We start from the raw sequence: 26,428 nt of genomic DNA, 5'->3' as shown, positions 1-26,428 counted from the left end.
AGGATGAGGAGCGTTGGGGGACTTCTGAGTTCCTCATCCTGAGGCGCCCCGCGAAGCGGGCCTCGAAGGACGCACGTCGCCTACAATCATCCCGTTTGCATCCGCCCGAAGCTCGTCGTTAGTGTGCGGGGATCGACATCACGGCGGCGACGCCGGATCCAAACAGGCTCGAAGGGACTTCCATGCGGATGCTCAAAACGATCGCCCGTCTCGCCCCCGTCGTCGCGCTCGCCGCCCTGCTGGCCGGCTGCGGCGTCAACACCATCCCCACCCAGGACGAGGCGACCAAGACCGCCTGGGCCGAGGTCCAGAACCAGTACCAGCGCCGCGCCGACCTGATCCCCAACCTGGTCAATACGGTGAAGGGCTACGCCGCCCAGGAGAAGGGCGTGCTCGTCGCCGTCACCGAGGCGCGGGCCAGCGCCACCCAGGTCAAGGTCGACGCCTCGACCATCAGCGACCCGGCCCAGTTCCAGCAGTACGCCGCCGCCCAGGACAAGCTGTCGGGCGTGCTGGGCCGGCTGATGATGATCCAGGAAAGCTATCCCGACCTGAAGTCGAACCAGAACTTCCTGGCCCTGCAGAGCCAGCTGGAAGGCACCGAGAACCGCATCGCCATTGCCCGGCGCGACTACAACCTGGCGGCCCAGACCTACAACACCACCCTGCGCACCTTCCCCAGCATCATCTGGGCCAAGACCCTGTACGGCAGCCAGAAGCCGGCCCAGCTGTTCCAGGCCACGGCCGCCGCCCAGTCGGCGCCCAGCGTCGACTTCAGCGCGCCCCCGGCCCCGACCGTGAACACCGGGCCTCAGTCGGCGCCGGCCCAGTAGGTTGGGCGCGTTCCCTCTTCTCCTCCCCCGCAAGTCGGGGGAGGTGGCGCGGCGCCATCAGCGCCGTGACGGAGGGGGCGTCCCCACCGCTTCCGCCAGACGCTCCCTCCGTCACGATGCGTATTCGCATCGCGCCACCTCCCCCGTTTCACGGGTGAGGAGCTTCATTGCCGCCCTGCTGACGTTGGTGACGCTCGCGCTGCTCGCCGGACAGGCCCTCGCCGCCCCCACCTTCCCGCCACTGACCGGCCGGGTGGTCGACAACGCCAACGTCCTGTCGCCGCAGGTCGAGACCGGCCTGACCGCCAAGCTGGCCAGTCTCGAACAGACCACCGGCCGCCAGTTGGTGGTCGTCACCCTGCCCAGCCTGCAGGGCTACGAGATCGAGGACTACGGCTACCAGCTGGGCCGCGCCTGGGGCATCGGCGAGAAGGGCAAGAACAGCGGCGTCATCCTCCTGGTCGCCCCGACCGAGCGCAAGGTGCGCCTCGAGGTCGGCTACGGCCTGGAGCCGATCCTCACCGACGCCCTGTCCAGCGTCATCATCCAGACCGCCGTGCTCCCGAAGTTCAAGGCCGGCGACCTGGAAGGCGGGATCGTCGACGGGACCGACGCCGTCATCCAGCAATTGGCCCTGCCCGACGACCAAGCCAAGGCCAAGGCGCAGCAGGCCTTCGACGTCCCGGCCAGCGCCCGCGACGACAGCGGCGGCTCGCCGTTCCCGGTGGTCATCGTCCTGATCGTGGGGGTGCTGATCGTCATGGCCCTGTTCAGCCGCCCGGCCCGGCGCAGCGGCCTGACCGGCGCCCTGCCCTGGATCATCCTCAACGCTCTGCTCAGCGGCGGCGGCGGTCGAGGCGGCGGGGGTGGAGGCTGGGGCGGCGGCAGCGGCGGCGGCGGCGGAGGGTTCTCCGGCGGCGGCGGCTCGTTCGGCGGCGGCGGATCCTCGGGGAGTTGGTGATGCAGACCCTTTCACAGGCCGACCGGGACCGCATCGCCCAGGCGGTGGCCGACGCCGAGAAGGCCACGGCCGGCGAGATCTATTGCGTGCTGGCCCCGGAGGTCGGCGATGACCGCCACCTGCCGCTGGTCTGGGCGTTCGGCGCGGCCCTGCTGCTGCCCGCCCTGGCCCTGCTGGCCGGCTTCCGGCCCGAGATGCTGACCCGGCTGTTCGGCGGCTGGAGCGTCGGCCACGCCGCCGCCCATGACGGGGCGATCCTGTCGGCCCTGCTGACCTATGTCGGCCTGCAGGCGGCGACCTTCGTGGTCGTGGCCCTGCTGGTGGCGATCCCCGCCGTGCGCCGGTCCCTGGTCCCCGCGCCGCTGAAGAAGGCCCGGGTGCGCCAGGCGGCCCTGGACTACTTCCTGGCCAAGGACCTGCACCTGACCCGCGACCGCACCGGCGTGCTGATCTTCGCCGCCCTGGCCGAGCACCGCGTCGAGGTGATCGCCGACGACGGCATCTACGCCGCCGCGCCCAACACGGTGTGGGACGAGGTGGTCGCCGACCTCGTGGCCGGCCTCAGGCGCGGGGCGATCGCCGACGGCTTCGTGGCCGCCGTGGCCCGGACCGGCGCCATCCTGGCCGCCCACGTACCGCCCCGCCCCGGCGACGCCAACGAACTGCCCGATGGCCTGACGGTGCTGCCGAGGTAGCGGAGCGCGTTTTTTGAACCTTCTCCCGGAGGGGAGAAGGAGGGGCCCGCGCCGCAGGCGTGGGAGGATGAGGGGTCACGCCGTATCAAATCCGACCGGTGCGAACATCCCCGGCGTCTAAACCCCTCACCCTCCCAACTGCTTCGCAGTCGGGGCCCTCCCTCTCCCTCTGGGAGAGGGCTAGCTTCTTCCTAGAACGTCTTGCGCACCGTCATGCCGATCGTGCGCGGCTGGCCGACCGAGTAGCCGAGGCGGGCCCGTCCGCCGCGTTCCCGGTCGAACGACAGCAGCGGGTTCTCGTCGAAGATGTTGTTGACGTAGGCGATCACGTCGACGCCGTTGTCCAGGTTCAGGCCGGCGCTGAAATTGACCAGCTCGTAGCTGGGCAGCTGCAGGTTGACGACCGTGGCGTTGTTGCCGGTCGCGCCGCCGAACGGCAGGCCGGAGACGAAGGAGCGTGGATTGTTCTCCTGGTCGCTGGCCTGGGTGAAGCGGTTGCCGATGTGCTGGACCGAGGCGTTGACATAGCCCTCCATCGTGTCGGTGAGCCGGTGGGTGTAGGTGGCGTTGAGCGACACCTGGAACTTGGGCACCGACGGCAGGCGGTTGCCCTCGCGGATGCCGCCGATCACCGCGCCGGTCCCGTCCCGCACCGTGGAATCGAACTCGGCCTCGACCAGGCTGCCCGACAGGCCGATCTGGAGACCCGACGCGGGCCGCGCGGAGATTTCAAGCTCGACGCCCTTGGTGTGGGCCTTGGGCACGTTGAACACCACGCGCGAGGAGCACGAGCCGGCGTCCAGCGTCGTCTGCAGGTTCTTGATGTCGGTATAGAAGGCGGCGGCGTTGATGGTGACGGCGCCGAACCGCGACTTCACGCCCCCCTCGTAGTTCCACAGGGTCTCGTCGTCGTAGGACTGGAAGCCGCCGAAGATCGCCTCGTCCGCCGGCGAACACAGTGGCAGGTTCAGCGGATCGTTGACCCCGCCCAGCCGGAAGCCCTTGGACGCCTGGGCGTTGAAGGTCACCTGGTCGGTGGCCTCGTAGCTCAGCAGCACGCGGGGCGTGAAGCCGTCCGAGGCGGTCTTGTCGACCTGGTCGTCGCCGTTGGCGAACAGGCCGCCCGAGGTGAAGCGGCGGTTTTCCTTGAAGTCGTAATAGCGGCCGCCGACCGTCGCCGTCAGGCGGTCGAGCTTGTAGCTGGCCTCGCCGAACAGGGCCTTCTGCTTGATGTTGTAGGGCAGGGAGGCGTTGTAGGGCGAGTTGGCCGGGAAGCCGTTGGCCACCGCCGCCGAGGTGCCGGCCCCGAGCGCGGCGTCGGTATAGGCGTCATAGCCCGGCGTCGGCAGGCGCTGGTTGTAGACCCGGTCGACCTTGGAATAGAAGCCGCCGAACACCCATTGGAACGGGCCGTCACCGTTCGAGCTCAGGCGCAGTTCCTGCGAGAACTGCTCCAGGTCGGTGGTGTCGACCAGCTTGGACGGCAAACTCACCGCGGCGGCGGGGAAGCCCAGGTCCACCGAGACGCTGCCGGTCAGGGAGCTGGCGTCGCGGTCGAGCGCGATCTTGCGGTCGATATAGCTGGTGACCGAGGTCAGGTCGACCGAGCCCAGGCCGAACGAGGCGGTGAGGTCGCCCAGGAAGGTCTTGTCCTTGAAGCTCTCGTCCAGCAGCAGGTACTGCTCGCGCTCGCCCAGGGTGATCGCCGGGCGGGTGGTGGTGTAGGGGTTGGCGAACAGGTTGAAGACTTCCTGGCGGTTGAAGCCGCCGGCCTTGATTTCCTGGTAGACGACCCGAGGCGTGATGCTGATGTCCTCGGTCGGCTTGAACAGCAAGGACAGCCGGCCGCCGCTGCGGCTGCCGTCGTTGACGTTCTTCTTGCGGGTCCCGCCCTCGCCCAGGGCGTCGATGAACCCGGCGTACTCGGTGTGATAGCCGACCGCGCGCAGGGCCACCTTGTCCGAGACCGGGATATTGACCGCGCCCTTCGCATAGCCACCGACGTCGCCGCCCTTGAGCACGTTGGCGTTGGCCTCGACCACGCCCTCATAGGCCCCGATCTTGGGCTGGTTGGTGATGTAACGGATGGTGCCGCCCACCGAGCCCGAGCCGAACAGCGTGCCCTGCGGGCCGCGCAGCGTCTCGACCCGGTTGAGGTCGAACAGGTCGACGTCGGGGGTGAACAGCGACAGCGAGATCACCGACTCGTCGAGATAGACCCCGACCTGCTCCTTGACCCCCGGCTGGTCGCGGACCACCTGGCCGGCCGACACGCCGCGGATCGACACCTGGCTCTGGCCCGGGCCAAGGTTCTGGATCGAAAGGCCCGCCACGTTGCGCGACAGGTCTTCCAGGGTCACCGCGCCGGACTTCTGGATGTCGGCCTGGGTCTGGGCGTTGATCGAGAACGGGATGTCCTGGATCGTGGCGTCCCGCTTGGTGGCGGTGACGATGATCTCCTCGACGGCGCTGGTGTCTTGCGCCGCCGCGAAGGTCGGCAGGGCGACCAGGGTCGCCAGCGAGGTTGCGGCCAGCAGCGCGTGACGCGCGCGCGGACGACGAGTCCCAAGGCTCATGTGATTTTCCTCCCAGACATCATTCTTGGCGGTCTCTGAGCCAGGCCCGGCCGCAACCCCAGCGTTCTTGCCTGCGCCTGACAAAGTCAACGTCGATTGAGCGGGCGGCCGGGCCAAGGCCTGGTCTTTGTGTCTTTGCCGACTCACATCCGCACCCCACGGCAAGGACGTTTCGAAAATATCGCAATTCCGAAGAGCACTTACCGCGATTTCCCCGAGACACCGGTGTCACGCCCTGATCAGCGTTCGGAAGAACGATCTCCAAAGATCCGCGCCGTGAGCAGGATCCGCCGGACAACCGCATCACTATCTGGGGTTGATTTCCTCGAGCACCCAGCGGGGGACGGGGACGCTCGGAGCGGGCCGGTCGTTCCAACCCTGGGCGCGACGCCCGCGCCGGCCTCCTGGCCGCCGTCGCTTTACGTTCGCGTGACCTTTCGCTCGCGGAAATCCGAGTCTAGGGTGTCCGCAAATTCAAACTAACGTTTAACGGGGAGTGCGCCCAATGCGCGAAGCGGTCATCGTCTCTTACGCTCGTACCGGTCTGGCCAAGTCCAACCGCGGCGGCTTCAACAACACCCACGGCGCGGCCATGGCCGGCCACGCCATCCAGCACGCCGTGTCGCGCGCCGGCCTGGACGGCGGCGAAGTGGAAGACGTGGCCCTGGGCTGCGGCGGTCCCGAAGGCGCCACCGGCATGAACGTCGCCCGCAACGCCGCCATCTGGGCCGGCCTGCCGGTCACCACCTCGGGCCAGACCATCAACCGCTTCTGCTCCTCGGGCCTGCAGGCCATCGCCACGGCCGCCAACTACGTCCGCAACGACGGCGCCAACGTCGCCATCGGCGGCGGCGTCGAGTCGATCTCGCTGGTGCAGGGCGGCGGCCACATGAACCGCTTCCACATCACCGAAGAAAAGCTGATGCGCGAGAAGCCGGCCCTATGGATGGCGATGATCGACACCGCCGACATCGTCGCCAAGCGCTACAACATCGCCCGCGACTATCAGGACGAATACGCCCTGCGTAGCCAACAGCGGATCGCCGCCGCGCAAGCCGCCGGCCTGTTCGACAACGAGATCGTGCCGATGGCCACCAAGATGAAGGTGGTCAACAAGGAGACCAAGGAAGAGAGCCTGGTCGACTACGTGGTCACCAAGGACGAGTGCAACCGTCCGGAAACCACCCTCGAAGGCCTGGCCAAGCTGGCCCCGGTGATGGGCGAGGGCAACTTCGTCACCGCCGGCAACGCCAGCCAGCTGTCGGACGGCGCCGCCGCCGTGGTGATCATGGACGCCAAGGAGGCCGCCCGCCGCAACCTCGAGCCGCTGGGCCTGTTCAAGGGCTTCGCCGTCGCCGGCTGCGAACCCGACGAAATGGGCATCGGCCCGGTGTTCGCCGTGCCGCGCCTGCTGGAGCGCCACGGCCTGAAGGTCGACGACATCGACCTGTGGGAACTGAACGAGGCCTTCGCCAGCCAGTGCCTCTACAGCCGCGACCGCCTGGGCATCGACCCGGAGAAGTACAACGTCAACGGCGGCTCGATCGCCATCGGCCACCCCTTCGGCATGACCGGCGCCCGCTGCGCCGGCCACCTGCTGCTGGAAGGCAAGCGCCGCGGCGCCAAGCTGGGCGTGGTGACCATGTGCATCGGCGGCGGCATGGGCGCGGCGGGTCTGTTTGAAATCTTCTGATTTCAGATCAACGATTGGGGACAGGCGCATGCGCCTGTCCCCGTCCGGACCACCAGACGCCGCCGGGTTCGCGCCCGGCGGCGTCTTTCGTTTGGCCGTGCATGAGGGCGAGGCCTTGAACGCCCGGCATCCGCAACCATCTTTGTTGCCGATCACCCGCCGGAAGCGCGCGATCGGGAAAAGCTGGATCCGCCGCCATGGCCGCCGTCAAGTCGCTGTTCGTCCTCCTCGCCGCCGCCGCCGTCTCGATCGGCCTGTTGCTGCCCGTCCCCAGCGGCCACAACCAGAACCCGGACGCGCGAGGCCATTACGAGTTGATGGACGTGGGGCGCTGATCCGAGCGGAACCCTGACGAACGGCTAGCTAGGACGCGTCCTGCTGGAGCGCTTCGGGCCGCCTCGCCAATGTCCGTCGCCTGGCCCAGCCTATGGCCCCCGCCGCCGCGATCGCCATGGCCGCCGTGATCCCGACGGCGGGCCAGCCCAGGCTCGAGACCAGCGGGCCGCCAACCGCCGTGCCAAGGCTCCCGCCGACAAAATAGGTGACCATGTAGACGCTGTTGAGCGGAGCCGGCCGCCGTGGGTCGAGGCTCAGGACCCGGCGCTGGTTGGCGACCTGAGCTGAGAAGAGACCCGTGTCGAACAAGGCGAGCGTCAGCAGCATCAAGGGCGCGACGCCCAGGATGAGCGGCATCACCAAGGCGCAGAGCAGCGCCAGCGCCAGGCCGGCGAGCACGACCGGCCCGCTCCCGAACTTGTCGGCGAGCTGTCCGGCGACGCGGGTGGCGACGATGCCGGCCACCCCGGCGAGCGAGTACAGGCCGATGGCTGTCGGCGACAGGGCGAGCGGCGGCAGGGCGAGCGCCAGCGACAGGCCCATCCAGACCAGGCTGAAGGCGAAGAACCATAGCGCGCCCGACAGCGCCGCCGCCCGAAGCTCGGCATGGGTGAGCAACAGTCGCGGCATGGACGCAAGCGTGGCGAAATAGGGTCCATCGCGATGCGGGATGGTTCGTGGAAGCAGGACACGACCTCCCAGGGCGCAGGCGAGGCAAAGGCAGGCGACGATCAGCAGCATGGCGCGCCAGCCCACCCAATCGGCCAACCCGCCGCCCACCAGTCGACCGAGAAGCACGCCGGCCGATATTCCCGCGGTGACGGCTCCAAGGGCGCGGCCGCGCCGGCTGGCGGGCGAGTGCTTGCCCGCCAAGGTGCTCATCTGCGCGCCGGTGCTCGCGCAAATTCCCGAGGCCAGCAGCGCCGCCCCGAAAGCCGCGACGTTGGTGGCGATCGCGACGAGGCCGAGGGAGAGACCCAGAAGGGCGAGCTGGGCGGATAAAAGCCGCCGGGCCGGCACGTGGTCGACAAGCGGCACCAGGAGCGCCAGGCCGATCATATAGCCGAGAATGGGCAGGCCCGCCGCCGCGCTGGTGGCCGCCAGTGAGGCGCCGAGATCCTGCGCTATGCGACTCAGTTCCGGTTGAACCGTATAGCTCGTCGAGGTCGCCACGCCGGCCGCCGCTGCGAGAAACAGGACCTGGGTCCCGACGAGACTTTGGGAAGGAGGGTTTGGGTTGTTCTGCGCTGGGGTCATGGCCGCGAGGCTAGACGCGACGAGTTCCGGTGGCTGGCGGAATCCGGACGCGGCCAGAACTTGATCCGTTCAGAAGCTCGACCTCACGATTGTTCGGCCAGCCCGCCCTACGGTCTCGGCTGGCGCGCCAGCTCCTCCGGCGTCGCCGCGCAGCCCTTCAGCACCTCGCCGTTGAACGTCACCTCGGCCCGGTGGCTGTACTGGCGATCCGACATGCCGTCCGAACAGGCCTCCGGCGTCAGCCTGATCACCAGGTGGCCGGAGCCCCAGACCCCCACATCGCCCTCGACATGCACGCCGGCATTGGCCGCGCTGACCTCCGGCTGGTCGGGCCGCGACAGGCTGAGGCCCTGGCTGCGGATCTTGCCGCCCCAGAACGGCTCGGTCCCGACCAGGTTGAAGTCGCCGGAGAAATCCGGCCCCGGCGGCGCCGAGGCCGGCGCGTCGGCCGGAGCCGTCGACGCGCCTTCGGACGCGCCCATCGGGGCTTCCCCGCACGCCGCGAGCAGGACGGCGATCAGACAACAGGCGACGGAACGAAGCATGGCGGCGCTATCCCTGGTGTGGCGGCTCACGCTAGACTCTCCGGCGATGAATCGGAACGCTTCTCCCGTCTTCTACGAGTTCTTCGCCGGCGGCGGCATGGCCCGCCTGGGCCTGGGCGAGGCGTGGACTTGCGCGTTCGCCAACGACTTCGACCCCGTGAAGGCCGCCACCTACCGCGACAACCACCCGGGCGCGGCGGACCACTTCCACGAAGGCGACGTCTGGAAGATCGCTCCCGCCGACCTGCCCGGCCAGGCCGACCTGGCCTGGGCCTCCAGCCCGTGCCAGGACTTCAGCCTCGCGGGCGCGCGGGCAGGCCTGCAAGGCGGCCGCTCCTCGGCCTTCTTCGGCTTCTGGAAGCTGATGGAGGCGTTGAGCGCCGAGGGTCGCGCACCGCGCACTATTGTTGTCGAAAATGTAGTCGGCCTCCTGACTTCTCACGGGGGGAAGGATTTTCAGGCGCTATGCCAAGCACTAGCAGACCAAGGATACGCGTTCGGGGCGATCGAAATTGATGCGGCGAAGTTCGTTCCACAGTCCCGTCCTAGGGTGTTCGTGATAGCCACGAGAGAACCACCACCTCCTGCCATTTTGGGAAGTTGTTCGTTTCAGACGACGGGGATTTGCATGGCTTTTGCCCGCTTGCCATCCCACTTGCGGGCAAAATGGCTGTGGTGGAACCTGCCGCTGCCTCCGCCTCGAAACACCGACCTAGCTTCAGTTCTTGAGGAGGATTCAGAGGTCCACTGGCACAACGAGTCTCAGTCAGACACGTTCTTGGCCCTAATGGGACCTTCCCATCGCACACGGGTAGAGGAACTTGCAGCACTGCCTGGGAGAAAGGTGGGAGCTGCGTTCCGACGTATGCGCCAAGAGAATGGGCAGAAGCATCAACGCCTTGAGGTTCGGTTTGATGGCATAGCTGGTTGCCTCCGCGTACCAAGCGGCGGCTCGTCAAGGCAATCCCTAGTGATTGTGGAGAATCAGAGAATTCGCAGCCGACTGATTTCTAGCCGTGAAGGCGCGCGCCTGATGGGACTGCCCGATACCTACAAGCTCCCGAAGAGCACGATTTCGGCGCTTCACGTCATCGGCGATGGAGTTGTCGTGGACGTCGTAAAATGGATCAAAACACACGTGCTCGAACGTCTTCTCTATCCTACCACTGTCGCGGAGAGCCCAGTTGGCAAGATTGAAAAACGGCCTAGGTCGCGGGCTTCAGGATTTTGAAGTCGCCCTCATAAAGGCAATGGTGACCAAGAATCTCAAACGCGATGAGATGATGTCTTATTTCGTCCGCCCCGGAAGAATCATATCACCGGCGGCGATAAGCGAAATAAACGCAGGAAAAATTGGCCCAGATGTTCTCGAAGCCAGCCCCCATGAACTTGCGCAGTACATGGAATCTCGGGTCAATGAACCCCCACCCTCGATAGACAATCAACTATCTAAGCCCAATTCCCCCACACAATTGCGATCCAAGCTTCAGGAATGGCTGAGACCACAATTCTCTTTTGAGAATTCCGATATAGAAATCAAAAGGACACTGCCAACCACGAAGGAAGGAATTGCAAAAATAGTACGCGCCATCGCGTCTTTTGCAAATGCCGGTGGAGGCTGTATTTACTTCGGAATATCTGACAACCGTGAGATTATTGGCATCACCAACGGTGTCGAGGATCAAGAATCGCTCAGAGCTATTGGTGACAAATGCAAGGAACTTCTTTGTCCCGCAATTGAATGGGACCGAGTCTTGTTTGAGATGAGCGGCACCCTCATAGTAGCTATATGCGTTTCGATGTCGAATTCCAAGCCAGTATTGATAATGTCTGATTACACAAACGAAGTGAAGGCCGGAGATATATTTTTTCGATACAGCGGCCAATCCGCAAAGATACGTCCAGGAGATTTACTGAAACTCCTTTCTGAACGAGATCTCGCAGTCCTCGACCGTATGCGACATTTCGAGCTGGATTCCTTTACGCCCTGAGCGGGGTGACCTTCAGGAAAACTGCGGCGATCGCCGCCGAATGACCCGCTGACACGTCAAATCCCACGGCCTAAGGTGGTTTTCAGCCAAGGGCCGGCCCCACCTCCTGCTAGCGAGACTTCCCATGGACGACGCCTCCTCGATCTACGACGCCGCGCGGTTCAAGCGCAGTGGGCGCGGCAAGATCTACGACTCCATCCTCGACACGGTCGGCGACACGCCGCTGGTCCGCCTGCCCAACCTGACCGCCGAACTGAAGCCCAAGGGCACGGTCGTGGCCAAGCTGGAGTTCTTCAACCCGCTGGCCTCGGTCAAGGACCGCATCGGCGTGGCGATGGTGGAATATCTGGAGGCCAAGGGCCTGCTGAAGCCGGGCGGTACGATCGTCGAGCCGACCAGCGGCAACACCGGCATCGCCCTGGCCTTCGTGGCCGCCGCCAAGGGCTACAAGCTGACCCTGGTCATGCCCGAGAGCATGTCGATCGAGCGCCGCAAGATGCTGCTGCTGCTCGGCGCCAAGCTGGAGCTGACCCCGGCCGAGAAGGGCATGCGCGGCGCCGTGGCCCGGGCCCAGGAGATCATCGACGCCACCCCCGGCGCGGTGATGCCCCAGCAGTTCGAAAATACCGCCAACCCGCTGATCCACCGGGTCTCGACCGCCGAGGAGATCTGGAACGACACCGCCGGGGCGGTGGACGCCGTGGTTTCGGGCGTCGGCACCGGCGGTACCATCTCGGGCGTCGGCCAGGTGCTGAAGGCCCGCAAACCGGGCCTGAAAATGGTGGCCGTCGAGCCGGAGGCCTCGGCCGTGCTGTCGGGCGGCGCGCCCGGCCCGCACAAGATCCAGGGCATCGGGGCCGGCTTCGTGCCGGGCATCCTCGATCGTGGGGTGATCGACGAGATCATCCAGGTGTCGAACGACGACAGCTTCGCCATGGCCCGCAAGGCCGCCGCCATCGAGGGCCTGCCGGTCGGCATCAGCTCGGGCGCGGCCCTGACCGCCGCCTTCGACCTGGCCCTGCGCGACGAGTACGCCGGCAAGCTGATCGTGGCGATCATCCCCAGCTTCGCCGAGCGCTACCTCTCGACGGCGCTGTTCGAGGGCCTCTGATCCTGGCCCCAGTTTGAAGATGGGCGCGTGAAGGTCGGCATCGTCGGCTGCGGGGTCGGCGGCATGGCCGCCGCCCTCGCCTCGGCGCGCGCCGGCCACCAGGTCACCTTGCTGGAGGCCTTCGAGGCCCCGCGCCCGCTGGGCTCGGGCCTGCTCCTCCAGCCGACGGGCCTGGCGGCCCTCCGCGCGTTGCGGCTCGACCAGCAGGTCCGCGCCGCCGGGGCCGTAGTCGGCAAGCTGGAAGGCAAGGACAGCCGCGGCCGGCGGGTGATGGACCTCGACTACAACGACTGGAAGCCCGGCGCCCACGGGGTCGGCATCCATCGCGGCGTGCTGTTCCAGACCCTGCACGACGCCCTGCCGGAGGCCGGCGTCACGGTGGTCACCGGCGCCCGCGTCGTCCGGGTCGAGACCCCCGCCCGGCCGATCCTGCACGACGTCATGGGGCGGATGTTCGGCCCTTTCGACCTGGCGGTGATCGCCGACGGCTCGGCCTCGCCACTCCGCGCCGCCCTGCGTCCCAAGGCCCGCGCCCCGGTCTATCCGTGGGGCGCGGTCTGGACCCACGTGGCCGATCCGGGTGACCAGTTCGGCGGGGCCCTGCGGCAGATCTACCACCGCGCCGAGGTGATGGTCGGGGCCCTGCCGGTCGGCCGCGATCCAGACGGGACGACGCCGCGCGGCCTGGCGCTGTTCTGGTCCGTGCCGGTGGCCGGGCTCGACGGGTTCCTGGCCGGCGACTTCGCCGCCTGGCGAGACCAGCGCCTCACGCCCCTGTGGCCCGACCTCGCCGCCCTGCTGGCCGAACGCGACGACTGGAGCGGTTTCTCCAAGGCCCTCTACCGCGACGTCTCGGTCGGCCGCTGGAACCACGGCGCCTGCACCCTGCTGGGCGACGCCGCCCACGGCACCAGCCCGCAGCTGGGCCAGGGCGCCAACCTGGCCCTGGTCGACGCCGTCGAGCTGGTCGAGCGGCTGGGGCGCGACAGCCGGCCGGTCGCCGTCAGCCTCGGCGCCTGGCAGGCCGATCGCCGTCGCCACACCGCCCTCTACCATGTGGCCTCCAAGGCCCTGACGCCGCTGTTCCAGTCGCATGGCGGCTTCTGGCCGACGGTCCGCGACTGGCTGTTCACCCCGATGTCGGGCCTTCCCGGCGCGCGCCAGATGGCGGCGTGGCTGCTGACCGGGACCCTGCGCCTGGGCCGCTTCCCGCGCGTTACGAGGCCATGACTCCCAAGACCACCGACGTCTACGACCCCGCCAAGCGCTCGGCGGTGATGGCCCGGGTCAAGAGCCAGGGCACCAAGCCGGAGCAGCTGATCCGCCGGATCCTCACCGACCTGGGCGCGCGCTACCGCCTGCACCGCAAGGACCTGCCCGGCTCACCGGACGTGGTCATGCCGGGGCGCAAGCTGGCGATCTTCGTCCACGGCTGCTTCTGGCACGGCCACGACTGCGCCCGGGGCGCGCGGGTTCCCAAGGCCAACCGGGAATACTGGCTGGCGAAGGTGGCGCGGAACAGGGCGCGGGACGGACGCAACGTCGGCGACCTCACCGCGATGGGATGGCGGGTGGAGACGGTGTGGGAGTGTGAGATGAAGGATCGGGAGGGGTTGCGGGAAAGGCTATCTGTCCTGCTGGACGAAACCGCAAAGAACTAAGTCCTCCCCCTGTGGGGGAGGCGGCCGAAGGCCGGTGGGGGGAGTTATGAGACGATAGCGAAAGGGCTAGGGGTCAGACCTCTCCCCCCTCCGTCGGCTTCGCCGACACCTCCCCCACAGGGGGAGGAATTTTAAGCCGCCGCCCGCTCCGCCCGCGTCGGCAGCACCTCGCTGAGCGCCGCGTGCAGCTGGCTGGGGTCGATCGGCTTGGCCACGTGGGCGTTCATGCCGGCCGCGCGGCAGGCCTCCCAATCCTTGGGGGTGGCCGAGGCGGTGACGGCGATCACCGGGATGTCGCGATTGGGACCGTCGCCCGCCCGCAGCTGCCGCGTGGCGTCGCGGCCGTCCATGCCAGGCATGTAGACGTCCATCAACAGCACGTCGAACACCTCCGAATGCAGCAGCTCCAAGGCCCGCTCGCCGGACTCGGCCAGGGTGGGCTGGATGCCGAACGACTGCAGGACCAGCTCGAGAGCCCGGCGATTGACCACGTGGTCGTCGACCACCAGCACCCGCGCCCCGTCGATCGCCGCGCCGCCGGCCCGGTCGCCTTCGGTCTCGGCGGGCTCGACCTGGATCTCCAGGCGGAAGCGCGAGCCCTTGCCGAGCTTGCTGGTCACCGTCAGGTCGCCGCCCATCAGCCGGGCCAGTTCGCGGCTGATCACCAGGCCCAGACCCGAGCCGCCGTGCTCGCGCACCACGGCCGAGGTCAGCTGGTCGAACGGCGTGAACAGCCGGCCCAGCTGCTGGTCCGACAGGCCGGGCCCGGTGTCGGCCACGACGGCCTCGAACAGCATCCGCCCGCCGTCCTCGCGCACCGCCAGGCGCACGGTGACCGCGCCCGATGCGGTGAACTTGATGGCGTTGGACAGCAGGTTGTTGAGCACCTGGCGCAGGCGCATGGAATCGCCCGCGACCCACCGCGGAAGATGCGCCGCGCCCTCGACCCGCAGGCGCAGGCCCTTCCTCTGGGCGTCGGGACGCCACAGGCGCAGGGTGTCGGCCATCGACTGGCGCAGGTCGAACGGAGCCTTCTCGACCGCCATCCGCCCGGCGTCCAGGCGTGACAGGTCCAGCAGGTCGTTGAGCAGGGTGCGCATCATCGCCCCGGCGTCGCCGATCAGCTGGGCGTGAATCTTGGAGCTCACGTCGGGCACGTCGCTGTGCAGCCGCGCGGCCCCGGCCAGGATGGCGCTGATCGGCGTGCGCAGCTCGTGGCTGATCATCGCCACGAAGGCCGACTTGGCGGCCACCGCCTCCTCGGCCTCATGGCGCCGGCGCTCGGCCTCGTCCTTGGCGGCGGCCTCGGCCGTCAGCGCCTTTTCCAGGGTGCGGCTGGCCACCGCCACCGAGACGATCAGCAGGATGACGCCGAACCACAGGGCGTAGGCCAGGGGGGCGTGGGGATTGGCCGCCCGGGCCACCAGCGGCACGATCAGCAGATAGACCACGTGCGGCGCGGCGGCCGAGATCGTCGCCGACCGCAGGCTGCCGTTGACGACGACGACGTTGAGCAGGGCCCCGGCCAGCACCAAGCCGCCCAAGGTGGGGGCGAAGCGTTCGTGCGAGGCGAACAGCGGCAGCGACACGAAGCCGAAGATCGTCGAGGTGACGGCCGGCATCACCCTCATCGCGGTCCGCCGCCAGTCGCGAACGCCCGCCTCCAGCCGCTGGGTCAGTCCCCTGCCCAGCCACAGCTCGACCATCTGGCTCGCCGCGTAGACGCCGGCCCAGATCCAGATCCAGCCCATATCGATGAAGACATGCAGGATCAGCGCGATGATCAGCGCGGCCATGACGCGCAGGAAGGTATTGCCCCGACGCGCGATCGCCACCCGCATCTCCGCCGATCGATGTTCCTTGCTGTCCACGCCGCCCCCGGGTGACCACGCCGCCTTCGCGGCGCGCTGGAAATGGCCCATATCATGGAACGACTAGGCTAAGAGGTGGTGAAAGAACGTGATTCTTTCACCCGCCATCGGCGTCCATCAGACAGGACATGCCCTTGATCGTCACCCCAGGTGGGAGATTCAGGTCGCGCTCGCCAGTCTGGGCGAGATTCTCGATCGCGCCTTGCTCAGCCGTGTCAGCGGCCGGCCGCGGGCGGCGGGCCCAGGACCTTCTCCAGCGACGACGGGTCGCAGCCGGCGATGTCGATCAGCTTGAGCCGAGCCCCGGCCCCGGAAGCCAGGGTCAGGGCCGATTTCGGCAGGCCCAGGGTCTTGGCCAGGAAGGCCAGCAGGGCGGCGTTGGCCGCGCCCTCGACCGGCGGGGCGGCCACCCGCACCTTCAGATAGGGACGGCCCCCGCCGTCGACCGCCCAGCCGTCGATCGCCTCGCGCCCGCCGCGCGGGGTGAGGCGGACCGCCAGACGCATTCGCCTAGTAGCCGCCGACCAGGCCCAGCAGGCTCATTTGCAGCGACGGCAGGATGAAGCGCTGAATACCGGTGATGATCAGCAGCACGACGATAGCGCTGAGATCGACGCCGCCGAGCGGCGGGATGATCCGCTGGAACGGCCGCAGGATCGGACCAGTCACCCGGTCGAGGAAGGTGCTGATCTGATAGACCGCCCGGTTGCGCAGGTTGACGATGTCGAACGCCACCAGCCAGCTGAGGATCGCCGAGATGATGATCGCCCACCACAGCAGGCTAAGCAGCGCGGCGACGATGAAGAAAACGAAGTGAATGATGGCGGCCATGGGTTTCCCGTCCGAGTCCCCCGCTTCTTGCCGCGCCTTGACGGCCCTGGCAAGCAAAGCCGCCCCAGCGCTCGATTCCGCCGCTTGACGCGGCCGCCGACCCGCCGTATTCCCGCGCTTCCTTGGGGCCGTAGCTCAGATGGTAGAGCGCCTCGTTCGCAATGAGGAGGTCAGGGGTTCGATTCCCCTCGGCTCCACCAATCCCTTCGCGGATTGGATTGCCCCAGGAAAATCCAGACTTCAGGCGGACCGCCGGGACTCCGGCACTGGCCCCGGCGATCGTTCCCGCCCCTACCCCAGCCGGAAGAAGAACACCCGCGCCGCGCCGTAGTCGCGGGCGTCGAGCCGCTCATAGCCTTCGGGCGTCGGGTCGGGCTCGTCGCGGCCGCGTTCCAGCATCACGATCGCGCCGGGGGCCAGCCAGCCGCCGGCGATCAGCTGGGCCAGGGCCTTCTCGCCCAGGCCCCTGGCGTAGGGCGGGTCGAGGAAGGCGAGATTGAACGGCCCGCCGGCGCTGGCCGGGGGGAGGCCCAGGTCGGTGGCGTCGCGGCGGTGCACGCGGGTCTGGCCGAACAGGCCGAAGGCGTCGACGTTCTCGCGGATCGCGCCGCGCGCCGCGTCGTCGGTCTCGACGAACAGGCAGAAGGCCGCGCCGCGCGAGATCGCCTCCAGGCCCAGGGCCCCGGAGCCGGCGAACAGGTCGATCACCCGCGCGCCGTGCAGCGGCGGCGCCCAGGCGGCGTGCTCGAGGATGTTGAACACCGCCTGGCGGGCGCGGTCGGAGGTCGGACGGGTGGTGTCGCCCGGCGGGGTGACGATGGCCTTGCCGCGATACTGGCCGGAAACGATGCGCACGCTGTCTAGTCCTCGGCGGTCTGGGGAATCAGCGGCCTGGCGCCTCGGCTCATCAGCCGGTTGACGGTGGTCAGGCCGGCGACGATGACGGCGATCCCCAGCCAGCCCCAGGGCGTGCGGGTCATGATGCTGAGGAAGGTCAGGCCGCACATCAGTCCGGGCAACAGAGCCACCCGCAGCAGGACGTAGATCTTCTCGGCCGTGCCCATGGGCTCGGTCAGCTGGCCGGGGAAGGCCGCGTAGGCCCAGGCGACGGCGTGGGCCACGCCGATCGAGGCGACCAGCCCGACATAGACCACGACCGCCGAGGTCGCGCCGGCCGCCTCCCACAGCAGTTCGGTGGTCAGGGGCAGCAGCGCCAGGAGGCCCAGCATCAGCAGGTTCAGGATGTCCAGGGTCCCGTCGGCCTTGCGCAGGCGCGAGAAGGTGCGGCGGTGGCTGATCCAATAGATGCCGACCACCCCGAAGCTGACGGCGTAGGCCATCAGCCTGGTCTGCATCTGCGCGAACAGGTCGGCCACGCCCGTCCAGTGCTCGGGCGGATGGATCTCGATGGCCAGAAGGGTGATGGCGATGGCGAACACCGCGTCCGAGAACAGGATCAGACGATGGAGGTGCTGCTCTTCCTTGGTGGTGATCGTGCTCATGTTCGCCCCGCGTTTGGCCCCGATGTGTGCCGTGCGCGGGCCATCGCGGCAAGTCGCCTGTTGAGCGGCTTGCGTCCCGGGCGGCGAACGCCTAGCGATTGAGCCAGGGTCTGGATCGGGAACGACGGTGCTAGCAGAGCTTCAACGGTCAGCGTTCCTGGACGACCTGACGCCGGCCGACCGGCGCGTCGACCGCATTCTGCTGACCCTGCCGATCGGCGTGATCGCGGCGCTGCTGGCGGCCCTGATCGGCGGCGTCGTGGTGTTCGTGGCCTTCGCGATCGCCGGCGGCGGGGCCGACGCGGCCGAACGGCTGATGACCATGGTCGGCCAGGCCGCCGTCCCGGTCGGGCTGACGGCGACGGCCTTCGTGCTGTGCCTGCTGGCCTTCGCCAACGGCGGCATGGCCCTGGCCTTCACCGGCATCGCGGCGCTGCTGCACCATCGCAAGCTGGGCTCCTACTTCACCGCCGCGCCGCGCTTCCGCTGGCGGCTGCTGCTGCTGGGCCTGGGACTGTTCTTCGCCATCCTCGGACCGCTGTTGCTGGCCTCGGCGGCGCTGGACCCCAAGGCGCCCGGCGCGCCGATCCTGGCCGTCAGCCACGGCCTCGGCGGACGGCTGGCCTATGTGGTGATCGTGGTGGCCCTGCTGCTGGTCGCCGCCGCCGCCGAGGAGCTGGTGTTCCGCGGCTGGCTGCTGAAGGTCACCGGGGCCTTCGTCCGCGACCCGCGCGTCGTGCTGGTGCTGAGCGGCGTGCTGTTCTCCGCGATCCATTTCGACCCCAACCTCGACGCCTTCCTGATGCGGCTGGCCATGGGCATGGGCCTGGCCTGGATGACGCTGCGGCTGGGCGGGACCGAATTCGCCATCGGAGCCCACGCGGCCAACAACATCCTGATCCTGCTGTTCATCCAGCCGATGTCGCTGAAGCCGGACGCGTCGCACGCCTTCCCGCCGGAGACCCTGATCGTCGCGCCGCTGATGCTGGCCGGCTACGTCGCCATGGCCGAGATCGTCGCGCGCTGGGCGCCGCTGCGGCGCTGGGGCCGGGTGGCGGTGGCTTGAAGCCCATATCGCCGACCCGTCAGAGCGTAATTTTGGGCCTCTGAATCCCAGCTTTCTCCGTTTCCCCGGCGAAGGCCGGGGCCCAGGTGAAACCCACGAGCCGCTCAGGATGAATCTGGGTCCCGGCCTTCGCCGGGAAAACGGGCGTGGAAACAGCGCGCTTTCAGGCAAAGAAGACGCTCTCTACGACCAGCGCAGCGGCGGGGCCTGGTCCTTCAACGCCAGCAGCGCCGCGCGCAACTTAGCCATGAAGGCGGGACGTTCGCCGCTCCAGGCCAGGGGCTCGCCGACCAGCACCGCGCAGTTCAGCGGCACGGGGATGGTCTCGCCCTTGGGCAGGACGCGGCCGGCGCCCTGGATCCAGACGGGAATGACCGGCGCGTCGGGAAAGGCCTCGGCCAGCCGGGCGACGCCGCTCTTCAGCTGGCCCATGCCGTCGCCTTCTCCGTCACCGCGCGTCCCTTCGGGAAACACCACCACGATGTCGCCGGCCGCCAGGGCCGCGCGGGCCGGGGCCAGCACGTCCTCGCCGACCCTATCTGCTTTTTGGCCGGCCTTCAGGCGCGCCACCGGCACGATGCCGATCACATGGCGCGAGAACCAGCCGATCACCGGGTCCTTGAGGAAATAGTCGGCCGCCGCCGCCGGCCGCACCCGCGCCAGGGCCCGCGACGGGAAAATGGCCAGCAACAGCAGGGTGTCGACATGGCTGGAATGGTTGGCCGCGACGATCGCGGGCCCCTTCAGCGGCAGGCGCTCGCGACCGGTCACGTCGGCCCCGGTCATGAACAGGGCCAACGGCCGGGCCACCAGGATCAGCAGCAGGAAGCGAAGCCAGCGCATGGTCAGAACTTACACATCAGAACTTGTTCAGGGCGAACAGCGCCAGCAGGTGGAAATAGAGCGGGGCGGTGAAGGTCAGGCTGTCGGCGCGGTCCAGCACCCCGCCGTGGCCGGGGATGGCGTGGGAGGTGTCCTTGACGCCGATGTCGCGCTTGACCGCGCTCATGGTCACGTCGCCGGCGAAACCGGCCACCGGCAAGGTCGCGGCGACCACCGCCAGGCCCAGGCCGGCCAGCGGCGTGAACACCGGGCCCAGGAACCAGATCAGCAGGCCGGTGGCCAGCCAGCCGCCGAGAAAGCCCTCCCAGGTCTTGTTGGGACTGACGGTGGGCGCGATCTTGTGGCGACCCAGCAGCTTGCCGAACACGTACTGGGCCACGTCGTTGAACTCGGTGACCAGCAGCAGGAAGAACACCAGCCCCGCCGCCCCGGCCGGCAGGCGCTCGGCGTCGGGCGCGCGCATCAGGAAGGCGGCGAAACCCAGGTTGTAGACGCAGGTCACCAGGCCCCAGTGGAAGGTGGCGGCGGTGGTGAGGAAGCCGCGCGTCTGGCCCAGCATGGCCATCAGGAACGGCAGGCCCAGGAACGCCCAGACCGGGATGAACACCAGGTAGAACATGTAGCGGTCGGCGGCGATGAAGCCGTAGGCGGCGATCAGGACCAGATAGGCCGCCAGGATGGCCGGCCGGTCCTCGCGGCGGATCGGGGCCAGGGACAGGAACTCGCGCAGGGCCATGAACGAGATCAGGGCGAAGACCGCGACCGTGGCCTGCCAGCCGGCCAGCAGCGCCCCGGCCAGCAGGGCGACCATCACCCACCAACTGGCGATCCGCTGGCGCAGTTCCAGATAGGACTTGTCGGGCCGCAGGGCGGTCAGCACGGTCGCGACCAGGCCGGCGACGCCCAGCAGGATCACCACGCCGGCCAGGCCCGCCAGCAGGGCGGGCGGCTGGGCGGCGAGGAAAGCGCGAAGGGTATCGAGAATGGCCATGCAACTCCTGGCGGCGAACCCTTTCAGCTATAGCCTAGTTCTAGCGACCGACGAGTGATCTGGAGCGCCGCATGACCGACAAGCCCGACAACCGCCGTCCGCTGGCGGTCCGCGACGCCGCCTTCGCCCGGCGACTGGCGCGTCGCCTCGCCGACGCCAAGGTCAGCCCCGACGCGATCTCGGCGACCAGCGTCGCCTTCGCCCTGCTGGGCGGGGCATTGCTGATGACGTCGGGCGGGCTCGAAGGGGTCATGCGCGCGCTGGTCCTGGTGTTGGCGGCGCTGTGCGTCCAGGGGCGGCTGCTGTGCAACCTGCTGGACGGCATGGTGGCGGTCGAGCATGGCCAGGCCGGGCCCGCCGGGCCGGTATGGAACGAGTTGCCCGACCGGGTCGCCGACGTGCTGCTGCTGGCAGGGGCCGGCTACGGCGCCTGGACGTCCGGCCTGGACGGCGGCGACGCCCTGGGCTGGTTCGCCGCCGTGCTGGCGGTGCTGACCGCCTATGTTCGCGAGCTGGGCCGGGGACTGGGCCAGCCCGCCGACTTCTCCGGTCCGATGGCCAAGCAGCACCGGATGGCGGCGCTGACCTTGACCTGCGCGGTCTCGGCCGTCGAGCCGCTGTGGGGCGGCAAGGGCCAGATGATCCTGGTCGGGCTGCTGGTGATCGGCGCCGGGACCTTGATCACGGTGGTCCGACGGACGCGGAATCTGGTGCGGGGATTGCGGGGCTGACCCCGAGTGGATCCCGGATGCTGATGGGGACAGGCACATGTGCCTGTCCCCGATCGTTGTCCCAACCGTAAGAGGTCAGCGCTTGCCGCGCGGCGGGGCCGAGCCGCCTGGACGCGCCCCGCCCGGCTTGCCACCGGGGCGCGGGGCGCCTTTCGGCCCATCGAGACGGGCGCCGGCGGACTTGGCCATGCCGGGCTTGGACCACACCTTGCCGGGCTCACCCGGCTTGGCGGGCCCCGCCGCCTTGACCGTGCTCGGCTTGGCGCCCGGGCGAGCCCCGCCGGGCTTGCCGAAACCCTCGGCCTCCAACGGCTTGTAGCCGTTGGCCCGCAGCGCGCCGAGCTTGGGCTTGGCCGGGCGGCCTTCCTTGCCGCTGGCCGCCCGCTTGTCGGCCGCGTTCTTGTCGGCCAGGCCCTTGTCGCGCACGCGCTTGGCGGCCGCGTCGCGGAAGGACAGCGGCTTGGGGCCGATCATCTTGCTCTCGAGCGACTTCTTGGCGTGGCGCGGCGGGTTCTCGCGGCCGGCGATCACCGGCTTCTTCTTGGGCTTGGCCCAGCCGGGCTTGCGCACCAGCTTGGTCTCCTCGACCACCTCCTCGGGCAGGACGAGGGCCGACTGGGTCAGCTTGCCGGCCCGCGGCACGCCGCGCCGCTGGGCCTCGCCGCCGCCGGCCGTGCCCACCGCCTTCAGCGGATCGGCCACGCCGACGAACTGCGGCTTGTCGCCCTTGGGCATGTTGCCTTCCGCCACGATGCCTTCCAGCAACTCGCGGATCACCCGGGGCCCGACCTCCTCGACCTGGCCCGGCAGCAGCGTGCCCAGGGCGAACGGGCCGTAGGACAGGCGGATCAGGCGGTTGACCTTCAGGCCCAGCGCCTCGAGCACCCGCCGCACTTCGCGGTTCTTGCCCTCGCTCAGCGTCAGGGTGATCCAGATGTTCTTGCCGCCGCCGGCCTTTTCCTGGGCCTTGTCGAGGCGGGCCTCGATCGCGCCGTAGCGCACGCCCTCGACGGTGATGCCGTCCTTCAGCCGGTCCAGCTTGGCCTGGGTGGTGTCGCCGAAGGCGCGAGCCCGGTAGCGGCGCACCCAGGCGTTCTGCGGCATCTCCAGGGCTCGCGACAGCGCGCCGTCGTTGGTCAGCAGCAGCAGGCCCTCGGAATTGAGGTCCAGGCGCCCGACCGAGATCAGCCGGGGCAGGTCGCGCGGCAGAGCCTGGAACACCGTCGGGCGCTGCTTGGGATCGTTGTGGGTGGTCATCAGCCCGGTGGGCTTGTGATAGCGGAATACCCGCGTCGCCTCGGGCTCGTCGATCATCTTGCCGTCGACGGTCAGGATGTCGCCGGGCCGGACCTTGACGGCCGGGGTGGTCAGGACCGTGCCGTTCAGTGAAACCCGGCCGTCCTCGATCAGCCGCTCGACCTCGCGGCGCGAGGCCACGCCCGATCGCGCCAGGGCCTTGGCGACGCGATCGCCGCCCTCGTCGTCTTGACCGGGAATGGCGTTGTCATGCAGGTGGGGCTGGTATTTGTCGGTCATTGCCGGGTCCTTCAAGGGGCTGGGCGCATCTCACGATGGGCGGTTTTCCTAATGCGCACCGATCCGGGCGAGGATCAAGACGCCCAGGCCATGGCGCTGGCCCTCGAAGAGGCGCGGGCCGCCGCCGCGCGGGGCGAGACGCCGGTCGGGGCGGTGATCCTCGATCCGGCTACCGGCCAGGTGCTGGCCCGGGCCGGCAACGGGCCGATCGGGGCGCACGACCCGACCGCCCACGCCGAGATCGCCGCGATCCGCATGGCGGCCGCGCACTTGCGCAACTACCGCCTGACCGACCTGACCCTGGTGGTGACCCTGGAGCCCTGCGCCATGTGCGCCGGGGCGATCAGCCACGCACGGATCGGCCGGGTGGTGTTCGGGGCCGAGGACCCCAAGGGCGGGGCGGTGATCCACGGCCCGAAATTCTTCGCCCAGCCCACCTGTCATTGGCGGCCGGAGGTCACCGGCGGAGTGATGGCCCAGCAGAGCGCCGACCTGTTGCGGGGGTTCTTCAGGGCGCGGCGGAAGAAGTGAACTGCCCCCCTACGCCGTCATCCCCCGACTTGTTCGGGGGACCCAAGCCGAGTTGGCCGCATCCCCTCCTGAAACGCCGCTTGGGTCCCCCGCATAAAGCGGGGGATGACGAACTGGAGGGTCAGTTCACCATCGCCGAACCCAGCAGCACCCTGGAGCCCTTGCGGCCCAGCACCTTGTCGGCGGCGTCCTGCATCTGGCCGCCCAGATAGTCCAGGTTGGGCGCCGCGCCGCGCGGCAGGCCTGCGGTATAGGTCATCAGCACCTGGGCGAAGGCGGCGCGCAGGCGCGGCTCCGACTGCCGGGCCCGTTCCATCAGCTTGGGATCCACGGCCTCGACCCCGGCTTCCACGATCATGACCCCGCGCCGGCCGTCGCGGCGGATGGCGGTCGCCGTCAGCGGCTGCAGGGCGAAATAGGTCGAGGGCGCTTCGGCCTTCTTCGCCTCGTTGCCACTGGCCAGGGCGGGAGGGGCGGCGAGGCTGGCGGCGGCCAGCAGCGACAGGACGGAGAGGGTGAGGGCGCGGCGCATGACGCCTTTTGCCACGACGTGGTTGACGTCCTCTTTACGTCTGGCGCGCACAAAGGGGCGTTAACCATGAATCGCCCCGCGGGCGGAACGTCGCGGCGGCGCGCAGGAGGCTGAACTTGGGGCGTTTTTCACCGAAAAACCTCGATCTGGACGGCAAGGTCATCCTGGTGACCGGCGGCACCGGCTCATTCGGCCGCCGTTTCATCGAAACAGTCCTGCGGACGTCGGATCCGCGGAAGGTGATCATCTATTCGCGCGACGAATTGAAGCAGAGCGACATGCAGATGGAACTGCGCGAGCAGTTCGACGACGCCGTCTACGGCAAGCTGCGGTTCTTCATCGGCGACGTGCGCGACCGCCAGCGCCTGACCCTGGCCCTGCGCGGGGTCGACATCGTCATCCATGCCGCCGCCCTCAAGCAGGTGCCGGCCGCCGAATACAATCCGTCCGAGTGCATCCACACCAACATCATGGGCGCCGAGAACGTCGTCTGGGCCAGCCTGACCAACCACGTGCAGCAGGTGGTCGCCCTGTCGACCGACAAGGCCTGCAACCCGATCAACCTCTATGGCGCGACCAAGCTGGCCTCGGACAAGACCTTCGTGGCGGCCAACAACCTGTCGGGCGACATCGGCACGCGCTTCGCGGTGGTTCGCTACGGCAACGTCGTGGGCTCGCGCGGCAGCGTCGTGCCGCTGTACAAGCGCCTGCTGAGCCAGGGGGCCACCGAACTGCCGGTCACCGACGCGCGAATGACCCGGTTCTGGATCACCCTCAACGAGGGCGTGGCCTTCGTGCTGTCGTCTCTGGAGCTGATGCGCGGCGGCGAGATCTTCGTGCCCAAGATCCCGTCGATGACCATGCCCGACCTGGTCAAGGCGATGTCGCCGACGGCCGGGGTCAAGATCGTCGGCATCCGCCCGGGCGAGAAGCTGCACGAGATGATGATCAGCGCCGACGACGCCCGCGCCACCGTCGAACTGGCCGACCGCTACGTGATCGAGCCGACCTTCGTGGAATATCCCCGCGATCGCTTCGGCGCCGCCGACGGCGCCAAGCCCGTGGACGAGGGCTTCAGCTACAGCAGCGACAATAACGACGACTGGCTCAGTGAGGACGGCCTCAACGCCATGCTGGCCGAGAAGGCCTGATGGCCGAAGCGCTTCCGTTCCTCCCCTACGGCCGTCAGACCATCGAGGACGACGACGTGGCGGCGGTCACGGCGGCCCTGCGCGCCGACTTCCTGACCACCGGCCCGACGGTCGAGGCGTTCGAGACCGCCTTCAAGGCCAAGGTCGGGGCCCAGCACGCCGTCGCCGTGGCCAACGGCACCGCCACCCTGCACCTGGCCATGCTGGCCCTGGGGATCGACGAGGGCGACGTCTGCATCGCCCCCTCGGTCACCTTCCTGGCCACCGCCAACTGCGCCCGCTACGTCGGGGCCGAGGTGGTGTTCGCCGACGTCGATCCCAATTCCGGCCTGATGACCCCCGACACCCTGGCCGAGGCGCTGACCCGGGCGGGCGACCGCCGGGTGAAGGCGGTGCTGCCGGTCCACCTGCGCGGCGACGTCTGCGACCTGCCGGCCCTGAAGGCCATGGCCAGCGCGGCCGGGGCGGTGCTGGTCGAGGACGCGCCCCACGCCCTGGGCTCGACGAGCACGTTCGACGGCGCCCGCCACCCGGTCGGCGACGGGGCCTATTCGGCCTTCGCCAGCTTCTCGTTCCATCCGGTCAAGACCCTGGCCACCGGCGAGGGCGGCATGCTGACCACCAACGATGCGGCGCTCGCAGCGCGGGCCCGGTCCCTGCGTAGCCACGGCATGGTCCGCCCGGCCGGGGCCGAGCCGTGGGTCTACGAGATGCCGGAACTGGGCTTCAACTACCGCATCCCCGACCTGCTCTGCGCCCTGGGAATCTCCCAGTTGGCCAAGCTCGACCGCTTCGTGGCCCGGCGGCGGGAGCTGACCGCGCTCTACGCCGAGCGCCTGGCCGCCCTGGCCCCGACGGTGACCTTGGCGGCTAGCCCGGCCTGGTCCGAGCCGGCCCTGCACCTGCTGACCGTGCTGATCGATTTCGAGGCCGCTGGCACGACCCGCCGCACCGTGGTCGAGGCGTTGAAGGCGCAAGGGATCGGCAGCCAGGTCCACTACATCCCGGTGCACCGCCAGCCCTACTACCAGGCCCGCTACGGCACCCTGGACCTGCCGGGCGCGGACGCCTGGTACGCCCGCTGCCTGACCCTGCCGCTGTATCCGACCATGGCGGATGGGGATGTGGACCGGGTGGTTGAAGCCCTGGTGGGGGCGTTGGGGCAGTAGGCGGTACCCGCGTGC

The 26,428-nt window shown here is 68.8% G+C and carries 27 protein-coding genes and 1 tRNA gene; 16 read left to right on the top strand and 12 right to left on the bottom strand.

All coding sequences use genetic code 11. The features are described from left to right. The first annotated feature begins 182 nt into the window (after window positions 1-182). The 3 genes from ASD79_RS22820 (at window position 183) to ASD79_RS22810 (ending at window position 2,489) form a co-directional block, all read left to right on the top strand. Entirely contained in the window at window positions 183-833 is a 651-nt protein-coding gene (locus ASD79_RS22820) for a LemA family protein (protein WP_056725965.1), read from the top strand. 154 nt (window positions 834-987) lie between these two features. Continuing rightward, window positions 988-1,794, top strand: a complete 807-nt coding sequence (locus ASD79_RS22815) for a YgcG family protein (RefSeq protein ID WP_235524566.1) — start codon at window positions 988-990, stop codon at window positions 1,792-1,794. Beyond that, entirely contained in the window at window positions 1,794-2,489 is a 696-nt protein-coding gene (locus ASD79_RS22810; protein WP_056725961.1) for a TPM domain-containing protein, read from the top strand. The genes ASD79_RS22815 and ASD79_RS22810 overlap by 1 nt, the downstream gene beginning before the upstream one ends. A 191-nt stretch (window positions 2,490-2,680) precedes the next feature. Here ASD79_RS22810 and ASD79_RS22805 read toward each other — a convergent pair whose 3' ends face one another. Next, window positions 2,681-5,065, bottom strand: coding sequence for a TonB-dependent receptor (locus tag ASD79_RS22805; RefSeq protein ID WP_082585073.1), 2,385 nt, complete (start codon window positions 5,063-5,065; stop codon window positions 2,681-2,683). 505 nt (window positions 5,066-5,570) lie between these two features. On the opposite strand from ASD79_RS22805, the gene ASD79_RS22800 reads away from it, so the two are divergent. After that, entirely contained in the window at window positions 5,571-6,758 is a 1,188-nt protein-coding gene (locus tag ASD79_RS22800; RefSeq protein ID WP_056725957.1) for an acetyl-CoA C-acyltransferase, read from the top strand. A 197-nt stretch (window positions 6,759-6,955) separates the two neighbouring features. Next, window positions 6,956-7,093 carry a hypothetical protein gene (locus ASD79_RS24795; protein ID WP_200952348.1) on the top strand — a complete coding sequence of 46 codons (138 nt, stop codon included), beginning with the start codon at window positions 6,956-6,958 and terminating at the stop codon, window positions 7,091-7,093. Window positions 7,094-7,121: 28 nt separating this feature from the next. On the opposite strand, the gene ASD79_RS22795 is transcribed toward ASD79_RS24795, so the two are convergent. Together ASD79_RS22795 and ASD79_RS22790 are read right to left on the bottom strand one after the other, a co-directional pair. Then, a complete protein-coding gene (locus tag ASD79_RS22795; RefSeq protein WP_056725955.1) occupies window positions 7,122-8,351 on the bottom strand; it encodes an MFS transporter in 1,230 nt (409 codons plus the stop codon). 107 nt (window positions 8,352-8,458) lie between these two features. Further along, entirely contained in the window at window positions 8,459-8,896 is a 438-nt protein-coding gene (locus tag ASD79_RS22790; protein ID WP_056725953.1) for a COG3650 family protein, read from the bottom strand. A gap of 46 nt (window positions 8,897-8,942) precedes the next feature. On the opposite strand from ASD79_RS22790, the gene ASD79_RS23590 reads away from it, so the two are divergent. The 5 genes from ASD79_RS23590 to ASD79_RS22775 all read left to right on the top strand — a co-directional run bounded on the left by ASD79_RS23590 (window position 8,943) and on the right by ASD79_RS22775 (window position 13,659). Continuing rightward, the gene (locus ASD79_RS23590; protein WP_082585081.1) at window positions 8,943-10,127 is read left to right on the top strand and encodes a DNA cytosine methyltransferase; all 1,185 of its coding nucleotides are present in this window, start codon (window positions 8,943-8,945) and stop codon (window positions 10,125-10,127) included. Further along, complete coding sequence (locus tag ASD79_RS23585) at window positions 10,081-10,887, top strand: helix-turn-helix domain-containing protein (protein WP_156400639.1); 807 nt, start codon at window positions 10,081-10,083, stop codon at window positions 10,885-10,887. The genes ASD79_RS23590 and ASD79_RS23585 overlap by 47 nt, the downstream gene beginning before the upstream one ends. A 124-nt stretch (window positions 10,888-11,011) precedes the next feature. After that, window positions 11,012-11,998: a cysteine synthase A gene (cysK, locus tag ASD79_RS22785; RefSeq protein WP_056725951.1), complete on the top strand. Its 987-nt coding sequence runs from the start codon at window positions 11,012-11,014 to the stop codon at window positions 11,996-11,998. Between the two features lie 27 nt (window positions 11,999-12,025). Then, window positions 12,026-13,228: an NAD(P)/FAD-dependent oxidoreductase gene (locus ASD79_RS22780; protein WP_082585071.1), complete on the top strand. Its 1,203-nt coding sequence runs from the start codon at window positions 12,026-12,028 to the stop codon at window positions 13,226-13,228. Next, complete coding sequence (locus ASD79_RS22775) at window positions 13,225-13,659, top strand: very short patch repair endonuclease (RefSeq protein ID WP_056725948.1); 435 nt, start codon at window positions 13,225-13,227, stop codon at window positions 13,657-13,659. Before ASD79_RS22780 ends, ASD79_RS22775 begins: the two co-directional genes overlap by 4 nt. A 131-nt stretch (window positions 13,660-13,790) precedes the next feature. Here ASD79_RS22775 and ASD79_RS22770 read toward each other — a convergent pair whose 3' ends face one another. The 3 genes from ASD79_RS22770 to ASD79_RS22760 form a co-directional block, all read right to left on the bottom strand. After that, complete coding sequence (locus ASD79_RS22770; RefSeq protein ID WP_082585070.1) at window positions 13,791-15,500, bottom strand: ATP-binding protein; 1,710 nt, start codon at window positions 15,498-15,500, stop codon at window positions 13,791-13,793. A 245-nt stretch (window positions 15,501-15,745) separates the two neighbouring features. Then, window positions 15,746-16,036, bottom strand: a complete 291-nt coding sequence (locus ASD79_RS22765; protein WP_056725942.1) for a DUF167 family protein — start codon at window positions 16,034-16,036, stop codon at window positions 15,746-15,748. Between the two features lie 4 nt (window positions 16,037-16,040). After that, entirely contained in the window at window positions 16,041-16,361 is a 321-nt protein-coding gene (locus tag ASD79_RS22760; RefSeq protein ID WP_156400638.1) for a YggT family protein, read from the bottom strand. Window positions 16,362-16,485: 124 nt separating this feature from the next. Here ASD79_RS22760 and ASD79_RS22755 point away from each other — a divergent pair. Beyond that, window positions 16,486-16,561, top strand: a tRNA-Ala gene (locus tag ASD79_RS22755). A 91-nt stretch (window positions 16,562-16,652) separates the two neighbouring features. Here ASD79_RS22755 and rsmD read toward each other — a convergent pair. Together rsmD and ASD79_RS22745 are read right to left on the bottom strand one after the other, a co-directional pair. After that, window positions 16,653-17,216 carry a 16S rRNA (guanine(966)-N(2))-methyltransferase RsmD gene (gene rsmD, locus ASD79_RS22750; protein ID WP_056725938.1) on the bottom strand — a complete coding sequence of 188 codons (564 nt, stop codon included), beginning with the start codon at window positions 17,214-17,216 and terminating at the stop codon, window positions 16,653-16,655. A gap of 5 nt (window positions 17,217-17,221) precedes the next feature. Then, window positions 17,222-17,863 (bottom strand): TMEM175 family protein, encoded by a 642-nt coding sequence (locus ASD79_RS22745; protein ID WP_056725936.1) that lies wholly within the window; start codon window positions 17,861-17,863, stop codon window positions 17,222-17,224. Window positions 17,864-17,990: 127 nt separating this feature from the next. On the opposite strand from ASD79_RS22745, the gene ASD79_RS22740 reads away from it, so the two are divergent. Then, on the top strand, window positions 17,991-18,929 hold the full coding sequence (locus ASD79_RS22740; RefSeq protein ID WP_056725934.1) for a CPBP family intramembrane glutamic endopeptidase: 939 nt from the start codon (window positions 17,991-17,993) through the stop codon (window positions 18,927-18,929). Between the two features lie 183 nt (window positions 18,930-19,112). Here ASD79_RS22740 and ASD79_RS22735 read toward each other — a convergent pair whose 3' ends face one another. After that, complete coding sequence (locus ASD79_RS22735; protein ID WP_056725931.1) at window positions 19,113-19,772, bottom strand: lysophospholipid acyltransferase family protein; 660 nt, start codon at window positions 19,770-19,772, stop codon at window positions 19,113-19,115. A 16-nt stretch (window positions 19,773-19,788) separates the two neighbouring features. Next, complete coding sequence (locus ASD79_RS22730) at window positions 19,789-20,763, bottom strand: phosphatidate cytidylyltransferase (RefSeq protein WP_056725929.1); 975 nt, start codon at window positions 20,761-20,763, stop codon at window positions 19,789-19,791. A gap of 71 nt (window positions 20,764-20,834) precedes the next feature. On the opposite strand from ASD79_RS22730, the gene ASD79_RS22725 reads away from it, so the two are divergent. After that, complete coding sequence (locus tag ASD79_RS22725; protein ID WP_056725927.1) at window positions 20,835-21,494, top strand: CDP-alcohol phosphatidyltransferase family protein; 660 nt, start codon at window positions 20,835-20,837, stop codon at window positions 21,492-21,494. Between the two features lie 75 nt (window positions 21,495-21,569). Here ASD79_RS22725 and ASD79_RS22720 read toward each other — a convergent pair whose 3' ends face one another. Then, entirely contained in the window at window positions 21,570-23,030 is a 1,461-nt protein-coding gene (locus ASD79_RS22720) for a pseudouridine synthase (RefSeq protein WP_056725925.1), read from the bottom strand. A 51-nt stretch (window positions 23,031-23,081) separates the two neighbouring features. Between ASD79_RS22720 and ASD79_RS22715 the strand changes: the two genes are divergently transcribed. Beyond that, complete coding sequence (locus tag ASD79_RS22715; RefSeq protein WP_156400637.1) at window positions 23,082-23,561, top strand: nucleoside deaminase; 480 nt, start codon at window positions 23,082-23,084, stop codon at window positions 23,559-23,561. Between the two features lie 121 nt (window positions 23,562-23,682). On the opposite strand, the gene ASD79_RS22710 is transcribed toward ASD79_RS22715, so the two are convergent. Further along, complete coding sequence (locus tag ASD79_RS22710; protein WP_056725923.1) at window positions 23,683-24,093, bottom strand: hypothetical protein; 411 nt, start codon at window positions 24,091-24,093, stop codon at window positions 23,683-23,685. Between the two features lie 116 nt (window positions 24,094-24,209). Here ASD79_RS22710 and pseB point away from each other — a divergent pair, with 116 nt between their 5' ends. Together pseB and pseC are read left to right on the top strand one after the other, a co-directional pair. Continuing rightward, window positions 24,210-25,244, top strand: coding sequence for a UDP-N-acetylglucosamine 4,6-dehydratase (inverting) (gene pseB, locus ASD79_RS22705; protein ID WP_056725921.1), 1,035 nt, complete (start codon window positions 24,210-24,212; stop codon window positions 25,242-25,244). After that, window positions 25,244-26,413 carry a UDP-4-amino-4,6-dideoxy-N-acetyl-beta-L-altrosamine transaminase gene (pseC, locus tag ASD79_RS22700; protein WP_056725919.1) on the top strand — a complete coding sequence of 390 codons (1,170 nt, stop codon included), beginning with the start codon at window positions 25,244-25,246 and terminating at the stop codon, window positions 26,411-26,413. Before pseB ends, pseC begins: the two co-directional genes overlap by 1 nt. Window positions 26,414-26,428: the final 15 nt, after the last annotated feature.

Origin of the sequence: Caulobacter sp. Root655, assembly GCF_001427665.1 — a bacterium.
GTDB lineage: Bacteria > Pseudomonadota > Alphaproteobacteria > Caulobacterales > Caulobacteraceae > Caulobacter.
The sequence above is the reverse complement of the archived record's forward strand: the minus strand, read 5'-3'. Positions and strand labels throughout refer to the sequence as shown.